Here is a 22,118-nt window from a genome sequence, read left to right on the forward strand (position 1 = left end):
AAACTCGCCGGAGCGTCGCGTGCACCCGGCAAGGGGACCGCCGTGGGCATGGAGGCGCGGGACAGCAGGGGACCATGTGCACCAATCCCACGAGCCGAACAGGCGGCTGACCGCCCTCGGCAACGAGTTGATCGAGATCCACCTCTGGCTCCGCGAGGAGCTGGCCCGGCTCCGTACGAGCCTCGACTCCCCCGGCGCCGACCTCCGGTCGTCCCCGGACCTGCGCGCCCACTGCCTGGGTTTCTGCGCCGCGCTCACCCGCCACCACGAGGGCGAGGACGGCGGCGCGTTCCGGGTCCTCGCCGAACGGGAGCCGGCGCTGCGCCCGGTCCTCGCCGAGCTCGCGGAGGACCACCGGGTGGTGGCGGGCATCCTGCGCCGGATCGAGGAGCTGACGGTCGCCCCGACCGTCGGCCGGGAGGTTCGCGCCGAGCTGGACGGCCTCGCCGCGCTGCTGGAATCGCACTTCACCTACGAGGAGAAGAAACTGGTCGCCGCGCTCAACGCGGTGAACCGGGAGGCGGGCGACACCGTGGAACTGCTCGGCGTCCCGCTGCCCCACGAGGGGACGCCGACCATGCATCTGAGGGAGACGGGGAGACGATGACCACCGACACGATCACCGCCGCGGCGGCGGGCACCTGGCGCCTGGGCGACCTGACGGTCAACCGGATCGGCTTCGGCGCGATGCGGCTGACCAGCAGGGCCGACGGGAGCCCGAGCGACCGGGACCGGGCGATCGCCGTCCTGCGCCGGGCGGTCGAGCTGGGCGTCAACCACATCGACACGGCCGCGTTCTACTTCTCGCCGCTGCGGTCGGCCAACGAGCTGATCAACCGGGCGCTGGCCCCGTACCCGGACGACCTGGTGATCGTCACCAAGGTCGGGCCGGGCAAGGACCCGGCCGGCGAATGGCTGCCGATGGCCCGGCCGGACCAGCTCCGCGGACAGGTCGAGGAGAACCTCCGCCAGCTCGGCCGGGACCACCTGGACGTGGTCAACCTCCGGGTGTACGGCCCGGAGCCCCTCGCCGAGCACTTCGGCGCGCTCGCCGAGCTGCGCGACGCCGGGCTGATCCGCCACCTCGGCGTCTCCGCCATCCGCCCGCAGCAGCTCGCCGAGGCGCAGACCGTCGCGCCGGTGGTCTGCGTGCAGAACTCGTACGGCCTGGGCTACCGCGCCGGCCACGACCAGCTGCTCCGCGACTGCGCGGCGCAGGGCATCGCGTTCGTGCCGTTCTTCTCGCTCGCCACCAGCGGGCGCGAGGCCGGCGCCAGCGGCACCGAGCACGACGAGGTGCGGGCCGTCGCCCGGGCGCACGGGGTGACCCCGGCCCAGGTCCGGCTGGCCTGGACGCTGCACCGGGGCCCGAACGTGCTGGCCATACCGGGCACCGGCGACCCGGAGCACCTGGCGCAGAACGTGGCGGCCGGCGCGCTGCGCCTCTCCGCCGACGACCTGGCCCGCCTGGAGGCCGTGCACCGGTCCGCCTGAGCTCGCCGGTCGGGCTCGGATTCGCCGGTCAGCAGAATCGGTGGGTCCGGGCTGGCCGCCGTGCCTTCAACGCCGGATGCTGGGCCGATGGTGATCTTCTCCGTCCAGGCCCGGCCCACCGACGCCGCGAGCTGGCTCGACCTGGCCCGCCGGGTCGAGGCCGCCGGCTTCGACGCCCTGCTGGCCTCGGACCACCCCGGCCACGGCGCGTCGCCGTTCGTCTCGCTGGCCGCCGCGGCGGCGGTGACCTCCACGCTCGGCCTCGGCTCGTACGTCTCCAACGCCGGCGTCCGCGAGCCGATCCTGCTCGCCACCGACGTGGCCACCCTGGACGTGGTCTCCGGCGGCCGGGCCCGGCTCGGCCTCGGCGCGGGCCACACCCCCGCCGAGTGGCGGGCCGTCGGCCGCGAGCGGCCCGACGTCGCCGCCCGGGTACGCCGCTGCTTGGCCGTCGCCGAGGCCGTCCGGGACCTGCTGGCCGGCGCGGAGGTCACCGTGGACACCCCGGAACTGGTCGCCCACGCGGCCAAGCTGGGCGGGCTGCGGCCCGTCCAGGGCCGGGTCCCGCTGACCATGGGTACGGCGAACTCGACGCTGCTGCGCTGGGCCGGCGCGCACGCCGACGTGGTCGGCCTGACCGGCTTCGGCCGTACCCTGGCCGACGGGCACGCCCACGACGTGCGGTGGCGGGCCGACCAGATCGACGCGCAGCTCGCGCACGTGGCGGCCGGAGCCGCCGGCCGGGCCGAGCCGCCGGCGCTGGAGGCCCTGGTCCAGCAGGTGACGGTCACCGACGACGCCGAGGCCGCCGCCGCGGAGACCGCCGCCGACACCGGCCTGACCGTCGCCGAGCTGCTGGCCACCCCGTTCGTCCTGGTCGGCACGGCGGAGGAGATCGTCGCGGCGGTCGCCGAACACCGGCGCCGCTGGGGCGTCACCCGCTTCGTGGTCCGCGCCGACGCCGTCGCCCCGCTGACCCCGCTACTCCCCCGCCTGGCCGCCTTGTAGCTCGTGGTATCAGAGACCCCGCCCGCCGGCCTGCTGCACGCCGCCGCGACCGGCGCGCTGGCGGGGCGCCAGCGGGGCGCGGCGGCAGCCCACGCGATGCCGCCTCACTGCAGATGGAACCGTTCGTCGACGGCGAGGGCCGCCAGTTGCCGCACGGAAAACGGCATCGTCGTCAGCCCCGGCCGGCCGTCGCCGAGCTTGGCGCCCTGCGCGACGAAGACCACCACACCGTCCGGGTGCCGGTACGCCGCCCACTGGTCGAACCGGTCGTCGCCGGCAGGCCGGACGACCACGCCGACCTGTGCCGCTCCGACCGTCACCAGCTGACACTCGCCCTGCATGCCCCAGAACTGCCGGGCCAGCGCGCACGGTTCGGCCGGTAGCTGACTGCCCGCGGCGTGCACCTCGACGAGCAATCGCCCCATCCGCTCCCCCTGAGCCAGGGCGGCCGAGGACAGGTAACTCCACACGTCGACGCCGTTCACCCTGTCCTCGAATTGCGCCTGGTGGGTTCGCAGCGGCATCTGGTCAGCGGGCTGGTTCGCCGGGTTCTCCGGCGCGATGTAGCCGGCGGGCACGACGGAGACGATCTCGTCCAGCAGCCGGACCCCCTGGTCGTACCTGGTGCCCGCCCGCGCGGTCCGGTCCTCCTGCGGACGGCCGTCCGGTCCGGTTGGCCACGGCCGCGCGGTGTCCTTGGCCGACGGCTGCGGGACGGCCTGCGGGCCAGGACCCGCCGGGCTGAGGCCGCCGGCGCCCGGGGCGCCGATGGCGGCGACGCCGGCGACCGCCAGAACCGCGGCCGCGGATCCGGCGCAGGCCCAGGCGGTACGGCGGCGGATGCGCGCCCGCCGGGCGGCGCCGAGCGCGGCGGCCGCACTCAACGGTGGCGGCGGGGTGGTGGCCCCCATCTCGCTGCGCAGCGCCTCGCGCAACTCTTCTCCGTTCATCGTGCCCCCTTCTCGATCCCGCTGTACGTGGTCGACAGGAGGCCGCGGAGCGTATCCAGGCCGCGGGCCGCCTGGCTCTTCACCGTCCCCGGCGAGCAATCCAGCAGCGCCGCGGCCTCCTCGATCGACAGGTCCTCCCAGTACCGGAGAATCAGGACTGCCCGCTGGCGCGGCGATACGGCGGCCAGTGCCTGGAGCATCACCAGCCGGTTCTCCGGCGAGTCGGGCGGTGCCGGCCGCTCGGCGTGCTCCCCGCCCACCCGCTCGCGCCGCCACCAGCCGCGGCGCCGCTCATCGAGGAAGGTCCGGACCAGGATCTGGCGCACGTAGGCGTCGAGCACCTCGTGCCGGGAGATCCGGTTCCAGACCAGGTAGAGCTTCGTGAACGCGGTCTGGACCAGGTCCTCCGCCCGGTGCCAGTCGCCGCAGAGCAGGTACGCGGTGCCGCGCATCGCGTCCGACCTTGCCGCGAAATACTCCGCGAACGCCGCGTCGCGATCGCCCATCCAGGCCTCCGATCCCCCGATTCGAGATAGTCACGCGGGGTCCCGCTCCGCGGGTTGCTCCTTGGAGCGGAAACTTCGTGGCACCAGACTCCGAGCCGGCGGCGCACGCGACAGTCGGGTAGCTGAAAGATGCGTTGACCTGGCGATCGACCGCGTTCACAGTCAGGGTGTCAGTGGGAAGGTGACACCGTCATGCACGTCGAGATCGCTGATCGCGCGGATCTCGATCGGGCGGAGGCGCTGGTTTCGTTGCTCCGGCGTCCCCACCTCGACCGGGTCACCGTCACGCTGCCCGGGCTCGACGCGACGGAGCGCGAGCGTACGGCAGCAACCATCCGCCGCCTGTTCAACGACTGCGGCTGCGACTGGGGAGCGTTGGCCCTCGTCGCCGCCGTGGCCGGCGTCTTCGTGGTCGGCCCGAGCGGCGGCCGGGCCATCGCCACGGCCGTGCTCGGCTGCTTCGCGGCGGCGGTGGCCGGCAAGCTCCTCGGGTTGTCCTGGAGCCGCCGGCGCCTGCTCCTACGACTGCGCGCGCTGCGCGCGGCTTCCTGACTCGGAGGGGGGATCTCTCATGGCACTCGTCTGCACCGAAATCACCGAATGGGTCGAGGAGGAGATCTCCAAGCCCGTCGAGGAGTGGGAGGAGCGGCAGGAGAAGAAGTGCAAGGACTACCCGTGGTACGACCCCCGGGGCTGGGTCTGCTGGTTCGTCACGTACTTCGTGAAGGTCGTCCGCTGGGTGATCGTCAAGGTCGGCAAGTGGGTGGCCCGTACGGTGTGCAAGCTCGTCGGGGTGGTCGTCGAGGCGGTGATCGACATCGCGGTCGGGCTCTGGGACGTGATCGTCGGCATCGTCACGCTCGACTGGCGGCGGATCCTCGACGGGTTGCTGCGGTTGGGGATCGGCCTGGTGCTGGGGATCATCCGGCTGGCCCGCATCGTGTTCCTCGGCGACACGATCGAGTACATCATCGAGGAGATCAACCGGGAGCGGTTGCGCCGCTACGTGCGCGGCCTGCTCGAGGCGAAGTACTCCGGTGACACGCTGACCGAGATCAAGGAGGCGATCCGCCTCGACCACGGCGCGTTCGGGCTGCGCCTGCACGGCACCGCGTACCGGACGATCCTGGACTCGGAGACCCCGTCGCCGCGCGAGCCGGCCGTGCCCAACCTGGTCGTGCTGCACGAGCAGGGCGCGATCAACCTGCGGGAGCTCTGCGGCTTCGAGTTCCACGAGGGCTTCTGGAATCGCAAGCGGTACAAGACCCTGAAGAAGGGGACCGTCGTCGGTGGCGGCGGTGGCGGCGAGTTCGACAACCCCATCTCCGCCGACGAGCTGGACACCTACCTCAGCTCGCGGGGCGCGCAGGGGCCGGCGTTCACCGTGCTGCCGATGCGGGACGGCGCGCTGGACACCAAGGTCTCCACGGCCCGCGAGAAGGGCCGCGAACTCGCGCTGATGCTGGACTTCGACCAGGAGACCCGCCCGGTCACCGACCCCGACCACATCGTCCACAAGGGGTACGACCGACCCGACGCACACCCCGCGCTGACCCGGTTCCTGAAAGACGTGATCGGCCGGCACGACAAGACCACCGACCCGGACGGGGCGACGGCCGACCTCTGCCACCCGGTCGCCGTCGGCGTCTTCCGCTACACCGACACCCTGCGCGGGTTGGCCAACAACCTGCACGAGAGCGCCTGCGGGCTGAGCGGCAAGAACACCTCCGGCGCCACCTTCATCGACAACACGCCGGACCAGATCTGGAAGTACGTGCCGATCCACGAGCTGGGGCACACCTTCGGCCTCTGCCACACCGACGGGGTGGACCGCATCATGTTCTCGCCGAAGACCAACACCTGGTGGGGGAAGTGGTACCTGATTCCCCGCACGCTATGGAGCACCTACCTCGACGGCGAACCGGCGTTCACCTTCGACGAGGCGAAGGCGGCGTGGGACTACGTCGTGGCGCACTTCGCACCCCAGTGCCTGGGCGCCCGACCGGTCGTCATCGGCCTGAGCCCGACGGTCCGCGCGGGACTTCCGGGCGTCGGCGGGTGACCCGGAATGCAACGGCGGCGGCAGCACGAGCTGCCGCCGCCTCAGCTTTCCGCCCGCTCGGCGACGAACACGCCTACGCCGTGCACGCCCTCGACGACCCCCTGCATCTGAAGCACGAGGATCGCCTGACGCACGACGCCCGCTGAGACGCCGTGCTCGTCCTTCAATTGAGCAGTGGATGGCAGCTTGTCACCCGGTGCGAGTTCTCCGGACGCGATCTGCTCGCGGATGTGATCCGCAAGCTGCGCCCACTTGGCTTTGGCGGGCATGTTGACTCCCTGGTCTGCACCGCCATTTGATCACAATCCACTTTACGAGACAAGTAAGGAGTAGTCCGTTGACTTTACTAGTCTTGTCTGACAAAGTTCGTCCTGACCGGCTCCCTGGTCTGCAAACCCGGAGCTGGTCGCCCGTGGGACCACCCGGCCGGCCACTCCCCCGGTAGTCGGCCGGGTGTCACCCCCTGCCCGCGACCGGCGAGTCGGCGGGCCCGTGAGCAGGCCCGGGGCGGGTGCCGGGCGCCGGCCAGCACAGGCCGACCCCGCCCGTCTCGGCGCCGCAGGACGAGAGGCGGAGCAGCGTGCGGTCAGTGGTCGACCAACCGGTGGACGCGGTGGAGAAGGTGCTCGGCGAGCTACCGACGCCGCGGTTCGTCACGGTGGAGGACGTCCGGCTCGCCGTCCGGGCGGTGGTGGTGCATGCCCCCGAGGAGTGGCCGGCCGGTCCGCTGTGCCGCAGTGACCGGACGCCGTACCCCTGTCTCCTGCACCGGTGGGGACGACGGGTGCTGCGGTCGCGCGGCCTGCCGGACGAGGTGGTCGACGAGTTGGTGGCGCGGGGCGACCAGCTTGTCCACGTACCGAATCGGCGGCGATGACATGTGGCCGCGACGGAACGCGAAGCCGGTCCCGCTCGCGCCCCGGCACCGGCGGACCTGGCGGCGCGGAGGGCGCTGGTGCTCGTGCGGCCTGCGCTGGGCCGCCTGCCCCGACCGGCATGCCCCAGTGCCGACGGAGCCGCCCGCCCCGCCGCCGAACACCCGCTCGTGGGACGAGGCGACCCGGGCGAACCCGCAGGTCGGCCGGGTCGGTCGGCTCACCCCGGCGCAGACCTGGCGGGCCAACGGCGGCCGATGGTGAGCGGGCCGCCGCACGTGGCGCTGCGCCCGCTCTGGCTCTGCCGGGCCTGCGCCGCCCCCTGGCCGTGCGCGACCGCCCGCCTCACGCTGCTCCGGGAGTATGCCGACGACCGGGTGGCGCTGCTGGTCTACCTGGGCGGGCTGCTGCACGACGCGGCCGGCCACCTGCATGCCCTGCACCCGCACGACGGGCCCGAGCCGGGCCAGCTCTTCGCCCGATTCCTCGGCTGGGCGATCCCCCGCCGGTCGCCGCGCGGGGGCGATCCGCCAGCCGGGACTCGCCTACGATCGTACAAATGATCGATGAACGTTTCGAGCTGCCGCCCACGGCGAACGAGCGCACCCTGTTGGACACCTTTCTCGACTACCAGCGCCATGCGCTGGTGCGGAAGTGCAGCGGGCTGACCGACGAGCAGCTTCGCCGGCGGGCGGTGCCGTCGTCCAACCTCTCCCTGCTCGGCCTGGTCCGGCACCTGGCCACGGTCGAGCGGTGGTACTTCCAGGCGGTGATCGACGGGAACTTCCCCGGCAGCCTGTTCACCCGCACCGACGACCGGGACGAGGACTTCAACGACGTCGACAGCGCCACCGGCGACGAGACCTTCGCAATCTGGCGGGCTGAGGTCGAGGCGTCCCGGCGGATCGCCGCCGACCGTCCGCTGGAGGCTGTCGGCCGGTCCTTCGACACCGGCCGGGAGCACTCGCTGCGCTGGGTGCTCAACCACATGATCGACGAGTACGCCCGGCACCTCGGCCACGCCGACATCATCCGGGAGGCGATCGACGGCCAGACCGGCGAGTGAGGCGCTGATTCATCCACGTCATCAGCTTCATAGCGCACGAGCAGGCATCTTCTCCCCGGCGGTCGGCGGCGAAAGCGCGGCGGCCGGTTTCGGCGCAACGCATCCAAGCCGGGGTCGGTGGCCGAAGATATGGGCATGCGGATCCTCATGGCCGGTTCGTCCGGCTTCCTCGGCACCCGGCTGGTCGACCGGCTCACCTCGGACGGGCACCAGGTCACCCGACTGGTCCGCCGGCCGGCACGGACCCCCGACGAGCGGCAGTGGACTCCCTCGGCCGCGCAGCTCGACCCGGCGGTGGTCGCCGAGGCCGACGCGGTGGTCAACCTGGCCGGCGCCGGGGTCGGCGACAAGCGTTGGAGCGACGACTACAAGAAGCTGATCCGGTCCAGCCGGGTGGACACCACCACCACGCTGGCGATCACCATCGCCGGGCTGCCCGCCACGGACCGGCCCTCGGTGCTGCTCAACTCCTCCGCCGTCGGCTGGTACGGCGACACCGGCGACCGGACGGTCGAGGAGGACGCCCCGGCGGGCGAGGGCTTCCTCGCCGACGTCTCCCGGGTCTGGGAGGCCGCCACCCGGCCGGCCGAGGACGCCGGCGTACGCGTGGTGCGGCTGCGCACCGGGCTGCCGCTGCACCGCGACGGCGGGATGCTCCAGCCGCAGCTGCGCCCGATCAAGCTGGGCCTCGGCGGGCGGCTGGGCAGCGGCCGGCAGTGGTGGTCCTGGATCTCGCTGCGCGACTGGCTGGACGCCGCGGCGTTCCTGCTGGACCGGGACGACCTCGCCGGCCCGGTCAACGGGGTCGGCCCGGCCCCGGCCACCAACGCGGAGTTCACCCGGGAGCTGGCCCGCCAGCTGCACCGCCCGGCGATCATCCCGATCCCGGCGCTGGCCCTGAAGGTGGCCCTCGGCGGCTTCGCCCAGGACATCCTCACCAGCACCCGCGTCCTCCCCGGCGTCCTCGCCAAGGCCGGTTTCAAGTACCGCCACCCCGACCTCCCCTCCGCCCTGCACGCCGCGCTGACGGAGTGAGCGCAGCGGTCCCCTGACGAGGGAGGGGACCGCTGCGGCAGCCGGAATCAGCAGCCGATGACCCAGTAGCTGGGGCCGGTCTGCTTGAGGGTGCTGGTGTAGAAGGTGTTGTACAGGCCCATGTTCTGGTTGCTGCCGAGGGCGTAGGCGTAGCCGCCGGACTGGTAGGCGCGGCCGGCGGTCACGTGCGCGTAGTTGCTGGCGGTGACGCAGACCGGGGAGGCCGTCGGGGACGCCGTCGGGCTGGGGCTGGCGGTCGCGGTCGGGGTCGGCGTGACCCCGCCGTTCAGGCCGAAGAAGAGCGCGTCCCGGTACGTCGAGCAGATGGTGTCCAGGAAGTACGACGTGGCGGTGCCGCACTGGTCGGTCGCCGAGCCCGGGTCGACCGGGGTGCCGTGCCCCATCCCGGAGACCCGGTAGAGGCGGACCGCGTCGTTGCCGTACACCTCCAGGCTGGTGCCGGCGGGCAGCGAGGCCGTGCTGGTCGGGGTCTGCGAGACGCCGAGCACGTTGGTCCACTGGTCGCGGGACTCGGTGGCGTTCATCGGCACCACGGTGGTGTCGGAGGTGCCGTGCCAGATGGCGACCCGGGGACGCCGGCCGGTGTAGCCGGAGTACGCGTTGCGGACCAGGTCGCCCCAGGCCGCCGGGGTCTTGTCCACCCCGGTGTACTGGCAGGTGCTGGTCGACGCCGGCGGCGAGCACCGGTACGGCAGCCCGGCGATGACCGAGCCGGCGGCGAAGACGTCGGGGTAGGTGGCGAGCATGACCGAGGTCATCGCGCCGCCCGCGGAGAGTCCGCTGAGGTAGATCCGGTTGCCGTCCAGGCCGTAGTTGGACTTCGCGTGGTCGACCATCTGCCTGATCGACAGCGCCTCGCCCTGACCCCGGTTGATGTCCCCCTCGGTGAACCAGTTGAAGCAGCTCAGCGACTGGTTGGCCGGCGACTGCTGGGGCACGATCAGCGCGAACTTCCACAGGTCGGCGTACTTCTGCCAGCCGGAGTTGGCGAAGTAGCCGGCGGCGTTCTGGGTGCAGCCGTGCAGCAGCACCACAGCCGGCGCGTTGGCCGGCAGGCCGTCCGGGCGGTAGGCGTACATGCTCAGGTTGCCGGGGTTGGAGCCGGGCGACCTCCTGGGGTTGCGGAATGTGAACTGGGTCACCCCCGAGTTGCCGAGACGTTACGTCCGTGTTTCATTCCGCCGACATGGCTGCGGCAACCACATTTGTCGATGCCCTGATATGGCCGGAGCGGACGTGGCGAAGTGAGGTTCCGTGTCTGACCGGCGTGTCCCGGTCCGGTTGGTAACGTCCGCTGCGTGCCGTCCTCCCCGTCCGTGGCCACGGACCCGTCGCCCGGCTCCGCGCCCGTCATCCGGGACCGCCGCGCCGACCTGATCGTGGTGCTGGCCGCGCTGGCCCTGGCGATCTGGGTGACCAGCGGCATGTGGCGCGACCCGAACACCCGGACGATCACCGTCAACTCCAGCGACCAGGCCCTCTTCGAGTGGCTGCTGGCATTCGGCGGGCACTCGCTCACCCACGGGGAGAACCCGCTCTTCACCCACCTGATCAACGTCCCGGACGGGGCGAACCTCGCGGTCAACACCTCGATCACCGTGTACGCGTGGGTCTTCGCGCCGCTGACGTACCTGATCGGGCCGCCCGCGACCTTCCTGGTGATCCTCACCCTCAACCTGGCCGCCACCGCGTCGGCCTGGTACTGGCTGCTCAGCCGGCACCTGGTGCGCAGCCGGCTGGCCGCCGCGGTCGGCGGGCTCTTCATCGGCTACTGCCCGGCCATGGTGTCGCACGCCAACGCGCACCTGAACTGGACCGCCGGCTGGCTGGTACCGCTGCTGATCTGGGGCGTGTTCGCGCTGCGCCGCCCCGGCAACGCGGTCCGCGGCGGGGTGCTGCTCGGCGTGCTGGTGGCGATCGCCTTCTCGATCGCCGCCGAGGGGCTCTTCTTCACCGCCCTCGCGCTCGCCTCGTTCCTCGCCGTCTGGGCGGCGCAGCCGTCCCGCCGGACCGAGGTCCGCGCCGCGCTGCCGCACTTCCTGCGCGGGCTCGGGGTCACCGCGCTGGTCGCCGGTGTGCTGCTGGCGTACCCGCTCTGGCTGCACTTCGCCGGGCCGCAGCGCTTCCACGGCACCGGCTTCGACCCGCTCATCCACGCCGAGGACATCGCCGCGTACGGGTCGTACCCGCGCCGGTCGCTGGCCGGGTGGGCCGGGCTGGGCACCTCGCTGGCGCCCAACCCGACCGAGGAGAACTCGTTCTTCGGCATCCCACTGCTGCTGCTCGCCGTCGCCTGCTTCGTCCTGCTGTGGCGGCGCGCCGACCGGGCGTTCCGGGCCACCCTCTGGGCGCTGGCCGTCACCGCGCTCGTCTTCGCGGTGCTCTCCTGGGGGCCGACGGCCAAGTGGAACGGCCGGCGCACCGACCAGCTGCTGCCGTTCGGGGTGCTGGACAACCTGCCGGTGGTCAACGCGGCGCTGCCCTCCCGGCTGGCGCTGGTCGTCGCGCCGGTGATCGGGCTGCTGCTGGCGTACGCCGTCGACCAGCTGCGCGCCGCGCCGCCCCGGCACCGCTCCACCGAGCTGGCCTGGGCGATCGGCTTCGCCGCCGCGCTGCTGCCGCTGCTGCCCACCCCGCTGCTGACCCGCGTGCGCGAGCCGATCCCGGCGTTCATCACCGCCGGCACCTGGAAGCAGCACGTCTCCCCCGGCGGGGTGCTGACCCCGCTGCCGCTGACCGTCGACGTGACGCCGGACGGCCAGCGCTGGCAGGCGTACGCGCTGGCGCACCGGCAGGGCGAGTTCCGCATCCCGGCCGGCTTCTTCCTCGGCCCCGGCGGCCCGGACGGCCGGGGCCGGATCGGGCCGGTGCCGCGCACCTTCGACTCGCTGATGGACCAGGCCGGGCGGACCGGCCTCGTCCCGATCATCACCGACGGCAGCATCAGGGAGTCCCTGGCCGACCTGCGCTACTGGCACGTCGAGGCGGTGGTCCTGCCCGACCGGGTGCACGGCGCGAAGTACGACATCGACGAGGAGGCCCTCCGCCGCACCGCCACCGCCCTGCTGGGCCCCCCGCAGCGCGTCGACGACGTCTGGCTCTGGAAGGTCCCGCCGGCCTGACGCGACGAGGCTCACGCAGCCCGCCGGTGGTCGGCGGGGCTAGGGTGGACGGGTGAGCGTGACGACTTCCGGTATGACCGCTGTTCGGGCCGGGCTCCTCGACTACCAGGCCGCCTGGGACGAGCAGCGCCGCCTGCACGAGGCCGTGGTGGCCGGCGAGCAGGGCGACACCGTGCTGCTGCTGGAGCACCCCAGCGTCTACACCGCCGGCAAGCGGACCGAGCCGTGGGACCGCCCGATGGACGGCACCCCGGTGGTCGACGTGGACCGCGGCGGCAAGATCACCTGGCACGGGCCGGGGCAGCTCGTCGGCTACCCGATCGTCAAGCTGCCCGACCCGGTGGACGTGGTCGCGTACGTGCGCCGCACCGAGCAGCTGCTGATCGACGTCTGCGCCGAGTTGGGGCTGACCGCCGGTCGGGTCGAGGGGCGCAGCGGCGTCTGGGTGCCGGAGGACGACCGCGGCCCGGCCCGCAAGGTCGCCGCCATCGGCATCCGGGTGGCCCGCGGGGTCACCCAGCACGGCTTCGCGATCAACTGCGACTGCGACCTGTCGTACTACGACCGGATCGTCCCCTGCGGCATCCGGGACGCGGGCACCACCTCGCTCACCGCCGAGCTGGGCCGCCCGGTCACCGTCGCCGACGTGCTCCCGGTCGTCGAGCGCCACCTGCCCACCCTGGTCACGCTCGAAGGCTGACCGGGTGCGCATCGATCTCGTCACCCTCGTCGTCGCCGACTACGACCCGGCCATCGACTTCTTCACCGAGGTGCTCGGCTTCGAGCTGGCCGAGGACAAGCCCTCGCTCACCAACGACGGGCGGCCGAAGCGCTGGGTGGTGGTCCGCCCGCCGGGCGGCGGGACGGGGCTGCTGCTGGCCCGCGCCGACGGCGAGCGGCAGGAGGCGGCGGTCGGCGACCAGACCGCCGGCCGGGTCGGCTTCTTCCTCCAGGTCGACGACTTCGAGGCCACCTACCGCCGGATGCGGGAGGCGAACGTCGAGTTCGTGAAGCCCCCGCGCACCGAGCCGTACGGCCGGGTGGCGGTCTTCCGCGACCTCGCCGGCAACCCGTGGGACCTCCTCGGCCCCGCCTGACCGCGCAGGCAGGTGTCGACCCGGTCTCAACCCGATTGACCGCCCGTCCCCGGGAAGGGTTGGCTGCTGTCGACACGAGGCGCCGACGGAAGGACCCCCGATGACCGACGTGATGTCGATGCAGCAGCAGATCGCCGACGAACTCCAGGTGGCGGCGACCTTCGACGCCGCAGGGGAGATCGAACGCCGGGTCGTCTTCCTCGCCGACCGCCTGGTCGACACGGGGCTGAAGGCGCTGGTCCTCGGCATCAGCGGCGGGGTGGACTCCACCACCGCCGGTCGGCTCTGCCAGCTCGCGGCCGAACGGGCCCGCGACGCCGGCCACCCGGCGATCTTCGTCGCGATGCGGCTGCCGTACGGGGTGCAGGCCGATGAGCACCACGCCCAGGCTGCACTGGAGTTCATCCGGGCCGACCGGGTGCTGACGGTCGACGTCAAGCCGGCCAGCGACGCCGCGCTGGACGCGCTGGTGGCGGGCGGGCTGACCTTCCGGGACGCCGCCCAGCAGGACTTCGTCCACGGCAACATCAAGGCCCGTCAGCGCATGATCGCCCAGTACGCGGTGGCCGGGGCGATGGACGGGCTGGTGGTCGGCACCGACCACGCGGCCGAGGCGGTCACCGGCTTCTTCACCAAGCACGGCGACGGGGCGGCCGACGTCGTACCGCTGACCGGGCTGACCAAGCGGCGGGTGCGCGCGATCGCCGCGGCGCTCGGCGCCCCCGCCGAACTGGTCGGCAAGGCGCCCACCGCGGACCTGGAGAGCTTCGACCCGGGCAAGCTCGACGAGGACGCGCTCGGCCTGGCGTACGAGCACATCGACGACTACCTGGAGGCCGGCCGGTCCCGGCGGAGGTCGAGCAGGCGCTGGTGGCCCGCTACCGGGCGACCGACCACAAGCGCCGCCTGCCGGTCACGCCGTAGGGGAAGGGTGGGCCGCGTCGGCCCGGCCGTCGCCGGATCGACGCGTACCGCTACGGGGTGAGCCGGTGCAGGTCGCGCGGGAAGGCGGTCACCTCGCGGATGTTCGCGGCGCCGGTGAGCCGGCCGACGAAGCGTTCCAGGCCGATGGCGAAGCCGCCGTGCGGCGGCATGCCGTGCCGGAAGGCGTCCACGTAGCCGGCGTACGGCTCGACCGGCTCGCCGCGCGCGGCGAGGGCGGCGAGGTAGTCGTCGTACCGGTGCAGCCGCTGCCCCCCGGTGACCAGCTCCAGCCCGCGGAAGAGCAGGTCGAACCCGTTGGAGTGGGCGGGCCGCGCCGGGTCGGGGTGGGTGTAGAAGGGCCGCTTCGCCATCGGGTACCCGGTGACGAAGAGGAACTCGGAGCCGTGCTCCCGCCGGGCCCACTCCCCCAGCGCCCGCTCGTGGGCCGGGGCGAGGTCCGGCTCGTCGGCCGGCGCCCCGGCGATCTTCAGCGCCTCGGTGAAGTGCACGGCGGGAATCTCGTCCGGCACCGCCGGCGCCTCGACCCCCAGCGTGGCCAGCGCGCCACCGGCCCGCTCGGTCACCGCGCCGAGCATCCCGGCGAGGGTGTGCCGCAGCACCCGCATCACGTCCCGATGGTCGGCGACGAAGCCCAGCTCGGCGTCGAGCGAGGTGTACTGGGCCAGGTGGCGGACGGTGTCGTGCGGCTCGGCCCGGAACACCGGCCCGACCTCGTAGACCCGCTCGAAGACGCCGACCATGAGCTGCTTGTAGAACTGCGGCGACTGGGCCAGGTACGCGGGCCGGCCGAACCAGTCCAGCGCGAAGACGTTCGCCCCGCTCTCGGTGGACGAGGCCACCACCTTCGGGGTGTGGATCTCGACGAAGTCGCGGGCGTCCAGGGCGGCCCGGAAGCCGGCCACCGCCGCCGCGGAGATCCGCAGCGCCGCCGACCGGGACGGGTGCCGCAGCGCCGTCGGGGCGTGGTCGAGCTGGGTGGGCAGGGTGGCGGTGAGCACCGGCCGGTACAGGTCGAACGGCGGCGGCACGGCGGGCGGGCCGAGCGGGCGTACGGCCGGGTCGGTCAGCTCGACCCCGGCGGGCGCGGCGGCGTTCGCAGCCACCGTGGCGGTGACCTCGACGACGGTCTCCTCGGTGAGCTGTTCCAGCGCGGCGCGGGCGGCGGGGTCGGTGACCACCACCTGGGCCAGGCCGGCGGCGTCCCGCACGATCAGGAAGGCCACCGACTTGAGCAGCCGGCGGCGGTGCACCCAGCCGGCGATCCGGACGGTTTCGCCGACCCGGTGGATGAGCTGGGAGGACAGGATGCGTTGCACGGCGGTTACCTCCTCGATCAATCGCAACGCGATCCCCGGGAGGTGTGGGCGAGCGGGAACCTCGCGGTGCCACCACACCTTCGCCCCCGCCTGGGCGGGAGCCTCGTTCGTCGCCTGATGACCGGGGCCAGCCGGGCGGGCTCTACTGGGCGCGCGGGCGCGCCGTTCTTCCCGCAGCTCGGGAGGGTCTTCGCGCGCCGGCGCCAGACCGCCTTCCAGCAACCGGCGGCTCTCTGGGCTGGCGGGTCGGTGCGCTACTCGGCTCCGTCACAGCTTTGCCGGGCACGTTAGCACCGGGCCGGGCCGGTGTGACGACAATTTTTCGGCCCTCGGTGTCCGGTGTCACAACATCTACGGCGTGACGGCGGTCGCCCGACGTTCATCGACGCCCACCGTCGGGCGTAGGCTCGTTTTTGTGACCATCGAGCACTCCGCGCCGACGACTGAGCAGGCTGCGCGCACCGCGACGGTCGCCCCCGAGGGGCGGCGCATGCTGCGGATCGAGGCGCGCAACGCCGAGACGCCGATCGAGCGCAAGCCGCCGTGGATCAAGGTCAAGGCCAAGATGGGGCCGGAGTACACCCAACTGCGCGGGCTGGTCTCGCGCGAGGGGCTGCACACCGTGTGCCAGGAGGCCGGCTGCCCCAACATCTACGAATGCTGGGAGGACCGGGAGGCCACCTTCCTCATCGGTGGCGACCAGTGCACCCGGCGCTGCGACTTCTGCCAGATCGACACCGGCAAGCCGGCCGAGTTCGACGCCGACGAGCCGCGCCGGGTCGCCGAGTCGGTCGCCGCGATGGGGCTGCGCTACGCCACCATCACCGGCGTCGCCCGCGACGACCTGCCCGACGGCGGCGCCTGGCTCTACGCCGAGACGGTCCGGCAGATCCACGCCCTGCAGTCCGGCTGCGGCGTGGAGCTGCTGATCCCCGACTTCAACGCCGTCCCCGAGCAGCTCGCCGAGGTGTTCAGCTCCCGTCCCGAGGTGCTGGCGCACAACGTCGAGACGGTGCCGCGGATCTTCAAGCGGATCCGGCCGGCGTTCCGCTACGAGCGGTCCCTCGACGTGATCCGGCAGGCCCGCGCCGACGGCCTGGTCACCAAGAGCAACCTGATCCTGGGCATGGGCGAGGAGCGGGAAGAGGTGTCGCAGGCGCTGCGCGACCTGCACGACGCCGGCTGCGAGCTGATCACCATCACGCAGTACCTGCGTCCGTCCCCCCGGCACCACCCGGTGACCCGCTGGGTCAAGCCGGAGGAGTTCGTCGAGCTGCGCGAGGAGGCCGAGGAGATCGGCTTCGCCGGCGTGATGAGCGGCCCGCTGGTCCGCTCGTCGTACCGGGCCGGGCGGCTCTACAAGCAGGCGCTGGAGGCCCGCGAGGGGGTCGTGGCCGCCGGCTGAGGCCGGGAAGATGCCGCGTCACCGGCCGTCCGCCGGTGCCCGGATGCCATGATCACAGGCATGACCGCCGGGGTACGCCAGGAGCCGCGTGGGGCAGTCCGCCCGCGTACGCCCCGGCTGCCGGTGCTGCTCGCCCTGCTCGTCGGCGTCGCCGGGGTCGGCTATCGGCTCGCCCTGCTGCTGGCCGACGCGCCGCCGACCAACAGCGACGAGGCGACGATGGGGCTCGCCGCCCTGCACATCGCCCGCGGGCAGGACTTCCCGGTCTGGTTCTACGGGCAGGCGTACATGGGCACGCTGGAGGCGTATCTCGCCGCGCCGCTGCTCGCGCTGACCGGGCCGTCGGTGCTCGCGCTGCGGCTGCCCATCCTCGGGCTCTACGCGCTCTTCCTCCTCCTGGTCTGGCGGCTGACCCGGCGGCTCGGCGGGGACCGCTGGTTCGCCCTGCTGGTCGTCGGCCTCCTCGCGCTCGGCTCCGACCGGATCGTCAAGAACCAGTTGATCGCCGGCGGCGGCTACCCCGAGCTGAACCCGGCCGGCGTCGCGCTGGCCCTGCTCACCCTGGACCTCTGCGCCGGGCGGCCGGGCGCCCGGCTGCCCCGCTGGGCGGCGTGGGGGCTGATCTCCGGGCTGATGGTCTGGGTCGATCCGCTGCTGCTGCCGTACATCGGCGGCACCGGCGTGGTGCTCGTGGCGTGGCGGCGGCGGGAGCTGGCCGGCCGGGCCGGCATCGTGGCGTTGGCGGCGACCCTGCTCGGCGCGGCGCCGTTGCTGCTCGACAGCCTCCGGCACGGGCGGGACCCCTTCGCCGCCGTTCTCGCGGCGAGCGGCGGGGACGCGGCGGCCGGCTGGGGAGAGCGGCTGCACGGCGGGCTGGTGCTGGGCCCGCCGCTGGGCATGGGCTTCTGTTCCCCGAGCCACTGCGCCACCTGGCAGCTCTGGTGGGCCCTCGCGCTCCCTGTCCTGCTGCTGCTCGCCGGGCTCTCCGCCTGGCGCGCCCTCCGCGCGCCCGCACCGGCCGCCGCCTCGTCACCGCCCCACCCACTCCCGCCGTCGCCGTCGCCGTCGCCGTCGGCGGATCCCGCCGTCGGGCGGCGGGCCGCGGCGGCGGTGCGGCTGGCGCTGCTGGTGGGGGCGGTGGCGGTGCTCGGGGCGTACGTGGCGAGCAGTGCCGCCGGGCGGACCCCGGTGGAGAGCGCCCGCTACCTCTCCTGCCTGGCGATCGCCACCCCGGCCCTGCTCTGGCCGCTCCGGGCCGCCACGCAGGCCGGCCGCCGGGCCGCCGCCCGGGTCACGGCGGCCGCCGTGCTGGCCGCCATGCTCGGCACGACGGGATTCGCGACCGCCACCGCCATCGGCGCCGTACCGGCCACCCACGCGGAGGCCGACCGGCACCGCGCGCTGGTCGACACCCTCGACGTGCTGGGGGTACGGCACGCGCGGGCCGACTACTGGACCTGCAACCGGCTCACCTTCGCCAGCGGCGAGGACGTGGTCTGCGCGGTGGTCGACGACGAGCTGCGCCCCGGCTTCGACCGGTACCCCGCGTACCGACGGGCGGTGGAGGCCGACCCCCGGGCGGCCTGGGTGGCGCCGGACGGCTCGCCGCTGGCCGCCCGGCTCGACCAGCGGCTCGGCCCGGATCCCGGCGGGCTGGACGTGGTCAGGGTCCAGGGCTGGCGGGTCTACCTCCCACGCGACTGACCGACGGCGCGCGGCCGACCTCCCGCGCGGCTGGCCTGCCCGGGTGGCTACCGCCGGCGCAGGGCGGCCGGCCGGGACGGGTGGCTACCGGGCGCGCGGCGGTGGGACGGTCGCGGTGGGGCGGTCCAGCAGGCCGAGGCGGTAGGCCAACGCGGCGGCCTCGACCCGGTTGGTGACGTCCAGCTTCGCGATGATCCGGGAGACGTGCACGCTGGCCGTCTTCGGCGAGATGAAGAGCCGCTCGGCGATCCGGCTGTTGCTGTGCCCCTCGGCGACCAGCCGCAGCACCTCCTGCTCCCGGCTGGTCAGCAGGTCGGGGCCGGGACGGCCACCGCCGCGCAGCCCGACCCGGCGGGCCAGGACGGCGGCCTGCTCGGCCAGCGGTGTCGCACCGAGCCGGGCGGCGAGGTCGGCGGCCTCCGGCACCGCCGCGGCCACCGCGTCCCGCTCCCCGGCCGCGGCGGCCGCCTCGGCCAGCCCGAGCAGCGCCCGACCCAGCGGGTACGGCTGCCCGACCGCCCGCCACGCCTCGACCGCCGCCCGCCAGGCCGGCAGCGCCGCGTCGCCGGTCGCCAGGATCGCGGCGACCTGGGCGGCGTGCGCCCGCTCCGCCGGATAGCGGGCGGGCAGGGCGGCGGCCATCGTGGACACGTCGGCGGCGAGGTCGGCGTCCCCGGCCAGAGCGGCGGCGCGGGCGACGGCGCTGAGCACCGGCCACCCCTCCCGGGGCAGGTCGGGCAGGCGCTCGTCGGCCAGCGCGGTACGCGCCGCCTTCACCGCCGCCAGCTTGTCGTCCGCGGCGAGTGCGGCCTCGACGCGCAGCTCGTGCAGCGGGAGCCGGTGGTTGGGCCAGAGGTACGGCCGGGCCAGGAAGGCGAGCGCGCGGCCGACCAGCTCGTCGGCGGCCGGGTGTGCCCGGGCCAGCCGCAGCCCGGCCCGGAGCTGGAGCCAGTGCAGGCCGGAGACGCCGGGCGGGTCGATCCGGGCGGCCTCGGCGCAGGCCGCGTCGGCCTCGTCCCAGCGGCCCAGGGCGATCAGCGCCTCGGCCCGGTTCGACAGCAGGTACGCCCCGGTGGAGCGGCTGATCCCGACCCGGCGTGCCTCGCTCACCCCGGCGGCGGCGGCCTGCTCCGACTCGGAGTAGCAGCCCAGCTCGAAGAGCACGTCGGAGAGGTGGACCAGGGCGCTGACCAGGACGGGGGCGTTGCCGGTGGCCCGGGCCGCGGCCTCCGCCCGGCGCAGCTCGGCCAGCCCCAGGTCGGGGGCCCTGTCGGTGCGGCAGAGCAGGGCGATCCGGGTGGGCAGCAGCGCGACGTCCACGCCGATCCGCTCGGCCGCGGCCATCGCCTCGGCGGCCACCGAGGCGGCCTGCGCCGGATCGATCTTCACCAGATGGGCGGCGATGTCGGCGAGCAGCCCGACCCGCTCCGGGCCGTCCGGCACCCCGGCCGCCAGCCGGTACGCCTCGCGCAGCTCGGCGGTGCCGTCGCTCTTGCCGAGCAGCGCCAGCAGCCGCCCCCGCCGGTCGAGCAGGCGGGCGGCGCGCAGCGGCTCGGCGGCGGTGTCCACCTCGGCCAGCGCGGCCCGGGTGAGGGTGGCGGCGCGGTTGTAGTCGCCGGCGGTGGTGGCGGCGGACAGCGTCTCCTCGAGCACCCGGAGGTGGTCCATGCCGAGCCGGTCGGCCGCGTCGGGCACCAGCTCCCACAGCTCCAGCACCCGTTCCAGCAGTCGGCTCTGCTCCGCGTACGCGTACCGGTCGGCGGCGGCGCGGGCCGCGGCGCGGGCGGCGACCAGGGCGCGGGGGTGGTCGTGGGCGGCGTACCAGTGGTGGGCGATCTCGGCCGGGGCGCGACCGGCGGCCACCAGGTACGGCTGCGCCTCGATCGCGGCGGCGTAGCGGGCGTGCAGCCGGGCGTGCTGGCCGGGGAGCAGCTCGTCGTGGACGGCCTCGCGGACCAGCGCGTGGCGGAACTCGTAGTCGCCGTCGGGGTCGGCCACCACGAGCTGGGCGGCCACCGCGGCGCGCAGCGCGTCCTCCAGCTCGGACTCGGGCAGGCCGGCGACCTCGGCGAGGAGCTGGTGGGCGAAGCGGGTGCCGCCGGCAGCGGCGATCCGCAGCACCCGCTGGGCCGGGTCGGGCAGCCGATCGACCCGGGCGAGCAGCAGGTCACGCAGGGTCTCCGGCAGCGCGGCGCAGCCGACCGGGTCGCCCGCGGCCGCCAGCTCCTCGATGAAGAACGGGTTGCCCTGGGTCCGGTCGTGCACGTCGTCGACGGCCCGGGGAGCGGGTTCGGCGCCGAGCAGGTCGGCCAGGATGGCGCCGGTGCCGTCCCGGTCGAGCCGGCCCAGCTCGACGCGTTCGACGCCACGGGCCCGGTCCAGCTCGGCGAGGAAGGGCCGCAGCGGGTGGCCGCGGTGCAGCTCGTCGGTGCGGTAGGTGCAGACCAGCAGCAACCGCGCGGTCCGCGCCGCCCGGACCAGGAAACCGATCAGGTCCCGGGTGGATCGGTCGGCCCAGTGCAGGTCCTCGATCACCAGGACCAGGGGCTGCCCGGCGGCGAGCCGCTGGAAGAGCTCGGCGACCAGGTCGAAGAGGTAGCCGCGCGGGGTGTCCGAGACGGGCAGGCCGGCCGGCGCGGCGACCCCGGCCGGCACCCGGGCCAGCTCCGGCAGCAGCCGGGCGAACTCCGGCTCGTACCCGGAGAAGACGTCCGCGCCGTCGCGGCGCAGCACCTCCCGCAGCGCGGCGGCGAACGGCGCGAAGGGCAGGCCGGCCTCGCCCAGCTCCAGGCACTGGCCGACCAGGACGCGGGCACCGGCGGCGGTGGCGAGGCCGCCGAACTCCTCCAGCAGCCGGGTCTTGCCGACGCCGGCCTCGCCGCCGACCAGGACGGTGGTGGGTTCGCCGGCGCGGGCCCGGACGAGCGCGTCGCGCAGCGCCGCCACCTCCGGCTGGCGGCCGACGAGGACGGTGCTGGCGGCGCGTACGGTCACGACACCGAGCATGCCATGACCGCCGCCCGCGGCGGCCCCGCCGACCGGCCGGTCCCCGGGCCGTTCGCCGGTGCCGGCGGGCCCCGGGCCGGCCGGCGACCGGTCGACGGTGGCGGCCGGCCGGGGCGCCGGGCCGTCGGGGCCTGTGAAGCCCGGCCCGGCCGCCGGGCCGTCGGCGTTCGCCGGGCCCGGACCGGCCGCCCCCGTGGCGGCCGGTCGGGCGTTCCGGGCGACTGCCGCCGAGCCGCCCGGCCTCGGGCCGGCGACGGTGGGCGCCCCCGGCGTGGGGGCGGCCCCGCCGGCGGCCGGCGCCGGCAGCGCGGTGGCGGTCACCGGCGGGTGTCGACGGCGCGGCCGGTGTGGGTCCGCCGGCTCAGCCAGCCGCGCGGGTGGCGGCGGGGCAGCGCCCGGGCGAGCCGGTCCGCGGCCGCGTCGGCCTGCAGCTCGGAGGCGTGCGTACGGTGGATCGTGAGCAGGAAGTCTGCGTCGTTGCCGAACATCTCGGTTCCCCTGTCGTG

The 22,118-nt window shown here is 74.3% G+C and carries 23 protein-coding genes; 16 read left to right on the plus strand and 7 right to left on the minus strand.

Annotated features, from left to right (window positions below):
* Positions 1–76: 76 nt before the first annotated feature.
* From ACTWO6_RS24695 to ACTWO6_RS24705, 3 genes are all read left to right on the plus strand, one after another.
* A complete protein-coding gene (locus ACTWO6_RS24695; RefSeq protein WP_446216169.1) occupies positions 77–607 on the plus strand; it encodes a hemerythrin domain-containing protein in 531 nt (176 codons plus the stop codon).
* The gene (locus tag ACTWO6_RS24700) at positions 604–1,494 is read left to right on the plus strand and encodes an oxidoreductase (RefSeq protein ID WP_446216170.1); all 891 of its coding nucleotides are present in this window, start codon (positions 604–606) and stop codon (positions 1,492–1,494) included. Before ACTWO6_RS24695 ends, ACTWO6_RS24700 begins: the two co-directional genes overlap by 4 nt.
* Before the next feature lie 87 nt (positions 1,495–1,581).
* The gene (locus ACTWO6_RS24705) at positions 1,582–2,502 is read left to right on the plus strand and encodes an LLM class flavin-dependent oxidoreductase (RefSeq protein WP_446216171.1); all 921 of its coding nucleotides are present in this window, start codon (positions 1,582–1,584) and stop codon (positions 2,500–2,502) included.
* Between the two features lie 104 nt (positions 2,503–2,606).
* Here ACTWO6_RS24705 and ACTWO6_RS24710 read toward each other — a convergent pair whose 3' ends face one another.
* Both ACTWO6_RS24710 and ACTWO6_RS24715 read right to left on the minus strand, forming a co-directional pair.
* Positions 2,607–3,452, minus strand: a complete 846-nt coding sequence (locus ACTWO6_RS24710; RefSeq protein ID WP_446216172.1) for a hypothetical protein — start codon at positions 3,450–3,452, stop codon at positions 2,607–2,609.
* Positions 3,449–3,958: a SigE family RNA polymerase sigma factor gene (locus ACTWO6_RS24715; RefSeq protein ID WP_446216173.1), complete on the minus strand. Its 510-nt coding sequence runs from the start codon at positions 3,956–3,958 to the stop codon at positions 3,449–3,451. The genes ACTWO6_RS24710 and ACTWO6_RS24715 overlap by 4 nt, the downstream gene beginning before the upstream one ends.
* Before the next feature lie 192 nt (positions 3,959–4,150).
* Between ACTWO6_RS24715 and ACTWO6_RS24720 the strand changes: the two genes are divergently transcribed.
* Together ACTWO6_RS24720 and ACTWO6_RS24725 are read left to right on the plus strand one after the other, a co-directional pair.
* On the plus strand, positions 4,151–4,510 hold the full coding sequence (locus tag ACTWO6_RS24720; RefSeq protein ID WP_446216174.1) for a hypothetical protein: 360 nt from the start codon (positions 4,151–4,153) through the stop codon (positions 4,508–4,510).
* Positions 4,511–4,529: 19 nt separating this feature from the next.
* Positions 4,530–6,020 (plus strand): hypothetical protein, encoded by a 1,491-nt coding sequence (locus ACTWO6_RS24725; protein ID WP_446216175.1) that lies wholly within the window; start codon positions 4,530–4,532, stop codon positions 6,018–6,020.
* A 41-nt stretch (positions 6,021–6,061) separates the two neighbouring features.
* On the opposite strand, the gene ACTWO6_RS24730 is transcribed toward ACTWO6_RS24725, so the two are convergent.
* A complete protein-coding gene (locus ACTWO6_RS24730) occupies positions 6,062–6,289 on the minus strand; it encodes a winged helix-turn-helix domain-containing protein (protein WP_446216176.1) in 228 nt (75 codons plus the stop codon).
* Positions 6,290–6,609: 320 nt separating this feature from the next.
* On the opposite strand from ACTWO6_RS24730, the gene ACTWO6_RS24735 reads away from it, so the two are divergent.
* The 5 genes from ACTWO6_RS24735 (at position 6,610) to ACTWO6_RS24755 (ending at position 8,996) form a co-directional block, all read left to right on the plus strand.
* Positions 6,610–6,897, plus strand: a complete 288-nt coding sequence (locus tag ACTWO6_RS24735) for a hypothetical protein (protein WP_446216177.1) — start codon at positions 6,610–6,612, stop codon at positions 6,895–6,897.
* A 127-nt stretch (positions 6,898–7,024) separates the two neighbouring features.
* Complete coding sequence (locus ACTWO6_RS24740; protein WP_446216178.1) at positions 7,025–7,159, plus strand: hypothetical protein; 135 nt, start codon at positions 7,025–7,027, stop codon at positions 7,157–7,159.
* A complete protein-coding gene (locus ACTWO6_RS24745) occupies positions 7,153–7,458 on the plus strand; it encodes a hypothetical protein (RefSeq protein WP_446216179.1) in 306 nt (101 codons plus the stop codon). Before ACTWO6_RS24740 ends, ACTWO6_RS24745 begins: the two co-directional genes overlap by 7 nt.
* Positions 7,455–7,961, plus strand: a complete 507-nt coding sequence (locus ACTWO6_RS24750; protein ID WP_446216180.1) for a DinB family protein — start codon at positions 7,455–7,457, stop codon at positions 7,959–7,961. Before ACTWO6_RS24745 ends, ACTWO6_RS24750 begins: the two co-directional genes overlap by 4 nt.
* A gap of 135 nt (positions 7,962–8,096) precedes the next feature.
* Positions 8,097–8,996, plus strand: coding sequence for a TIGR01777 family oxidoreductase (locus ACTWO6_RS24755; RefSeq protein WP_446216181.1), 900 nt, complete (start codon positions 8,097–8,099; stop codon positions 8,994–8,996).
* Positions 8,997–9,043: 47 nt separating this feature from the next.
* On the opposite strand, the gene ACTWO6_RS24760 is transcribed toward ACTWO6_RS24755, so the two are convergent.
* Positions 9,044–10,159, minus strand: coding sequence for an extracellular catalytic domain type 1 short-chain-length polyhydroxyalkanoate depolymerase (locus ACTWO6_RS24760; protein ID WP_446216182.1), 1,116 nt, complete (start codon positions 10,157–10,159; stop codon positions 9,044–9,046).
* Between the two features lie 156 nt (positions 10,160–10,315).
* Between ACTWO6_RS24760 and ACTWO6_RS24765 the strand changes: the two genes are divergently transcribed.
* From ACTWO6_RS24765 to nadE, 4 genes are all read left to right on the plus strand, one after another.
* The gene (locus ACTWO6_RS24765) at positions 10,316–12,139 is read left to right on the plus strand and encodes a DUF2079 domain-containing protein (protein WP_446216183.1); all 1,824 of its coding nucleotides are present in this window, start codon (positions 10,316–10,318) and stop codon (positions 12,137–12,139) included.
* A 73-nt stretch (positions 12,140–12,212) separates the two neighbouring features.
* Positions 12,213–12,839: a lipoyl(octanoyl) transferase LipB gene (lipB, locus tag ACTWO6_RS24770; RefSeq protein WP_446220753.1), complete on the plus strand. Its 627-nt coding sequence runs from the start codon at positions 12,213–12,215 to the stop codon at positions 12,837–12,839.
* 4 nt (positions 12,840–12,843) lie between these two features.
* The gene (locus ACTWO6_RS24775) at positions 12,844–13,236 is read left to right on the plus strand and encodes a VOC family protein (protein ID WP_446216184.1); all 393 of its coding nucleotides are present in this window, start codon (positions 12,844–12,846) and stop codon (positions 13,234–13,236) included.
* A 100-nt stretch (positions 13,237–13,336) separates the two neighbouring features.
* The gene (nadE, locus tag ACTWO6_RS24780; RefSeq protein ID WP_446216185.1) at positions 13,337–14,221 is read left to right on the plus strand and encodes an ammonia-dependent NAD(+) synthetase; all 885 of its coding nucleotides are present in this window, start codon (positions 13,337–13,339) and stop codon (positions 14,219–14,221) included.
* On the opposite strand, the gene aspS is transcribed toward nadE, so the two are convergent.
* Positions 14,211–15,497: an aspartate--tRNA(Asn) ligase gene (gene aspS / locus ACTWO6_RS24785; protein ID WP_446216186.1), complete on the minus strand. Its 1,287-nt coding sequence runs from the start codon at positions 15,495–15,497 to the stop codon at positions 14,211–14,213. The genes nadE and aspS overlap by 11 nt on opposite strands.
* A gap of 358 nt (positions 15,498–15,855) precedes the next feature.
* Here aspS and lipA point away from each other — a divergent pair, with 358 nt between their 5' ends.
* The gene (gene lipA / locus ACTWO6_RS24790) at positions 15,856–16,902 is read left to right on the plus strand and encodes a lipoyl synthase (RefSeq protein ID WP_446216187.1); all 1,047 of its coding nucleotides are present in this window, start codon (positions 15,856–15,858) and stop codon (positions 16,900–16,902) included.
* Positions 16,903–16,962: 60 nt separating this feature from the next.
* Positions 16,963–18,606 carry a DUF423 domain-containing protein gene (locus ACTWO6_RS24795; protein WP_446216188.1) on the plus strand — a complete coding sequence of 548 codons (1,644 nt, stop codon included), beginning with the start codon at positions 16,963–16,965 and terminating at the stop codon, positions 18,604–18,606.
* 84 nt (positions 18,607–18,690) lie between these two features.
* Here the strand turns inward: ACTWO6_RS24795 and ACTWO6_RS24800 are convergent, their stop codons facing one another.
* Together ACTWO6_RS24800 and ACTWO6_RS24805 are read right to left on the minus strand one after the other, a co-directional pair.
* Positions 18,691–21,933 carry an ATP-binding protein gene (locus ACTWO6_RS24800; protein WP_446216189.1) on the minus strand — a complete coding sequence of 1,081 codons (3,243 nt, stop codon included), beginning with the start codon at positions 21,931–21,933 and terminating at the stop codon, positions 18,691–18,693.
* Positions 21,930–22,100 carry a hypothetical protein gene (locus ACTWO6_RS24805; RefSeq protein ID WP_172875839.1) on the minus strand — a complete coding sequence of 57 codons (171 nt, stop codon included), beginning with the start codon at positions 22,098–22,100 and terminating at the stop codon, positions 21,930–21,932. The genes ACTWO6_RS24800 and ACTWO6_RS24805 overlap by 4 nt, the downstream gene beginning before the upstream one ends.
* Between the last annotated feature and the right edge of the window lie 18 nt (positions 22,101–22,118).

Source organism: Micromonospora sp. IBHARD004, from assembly GCF_052814115.1.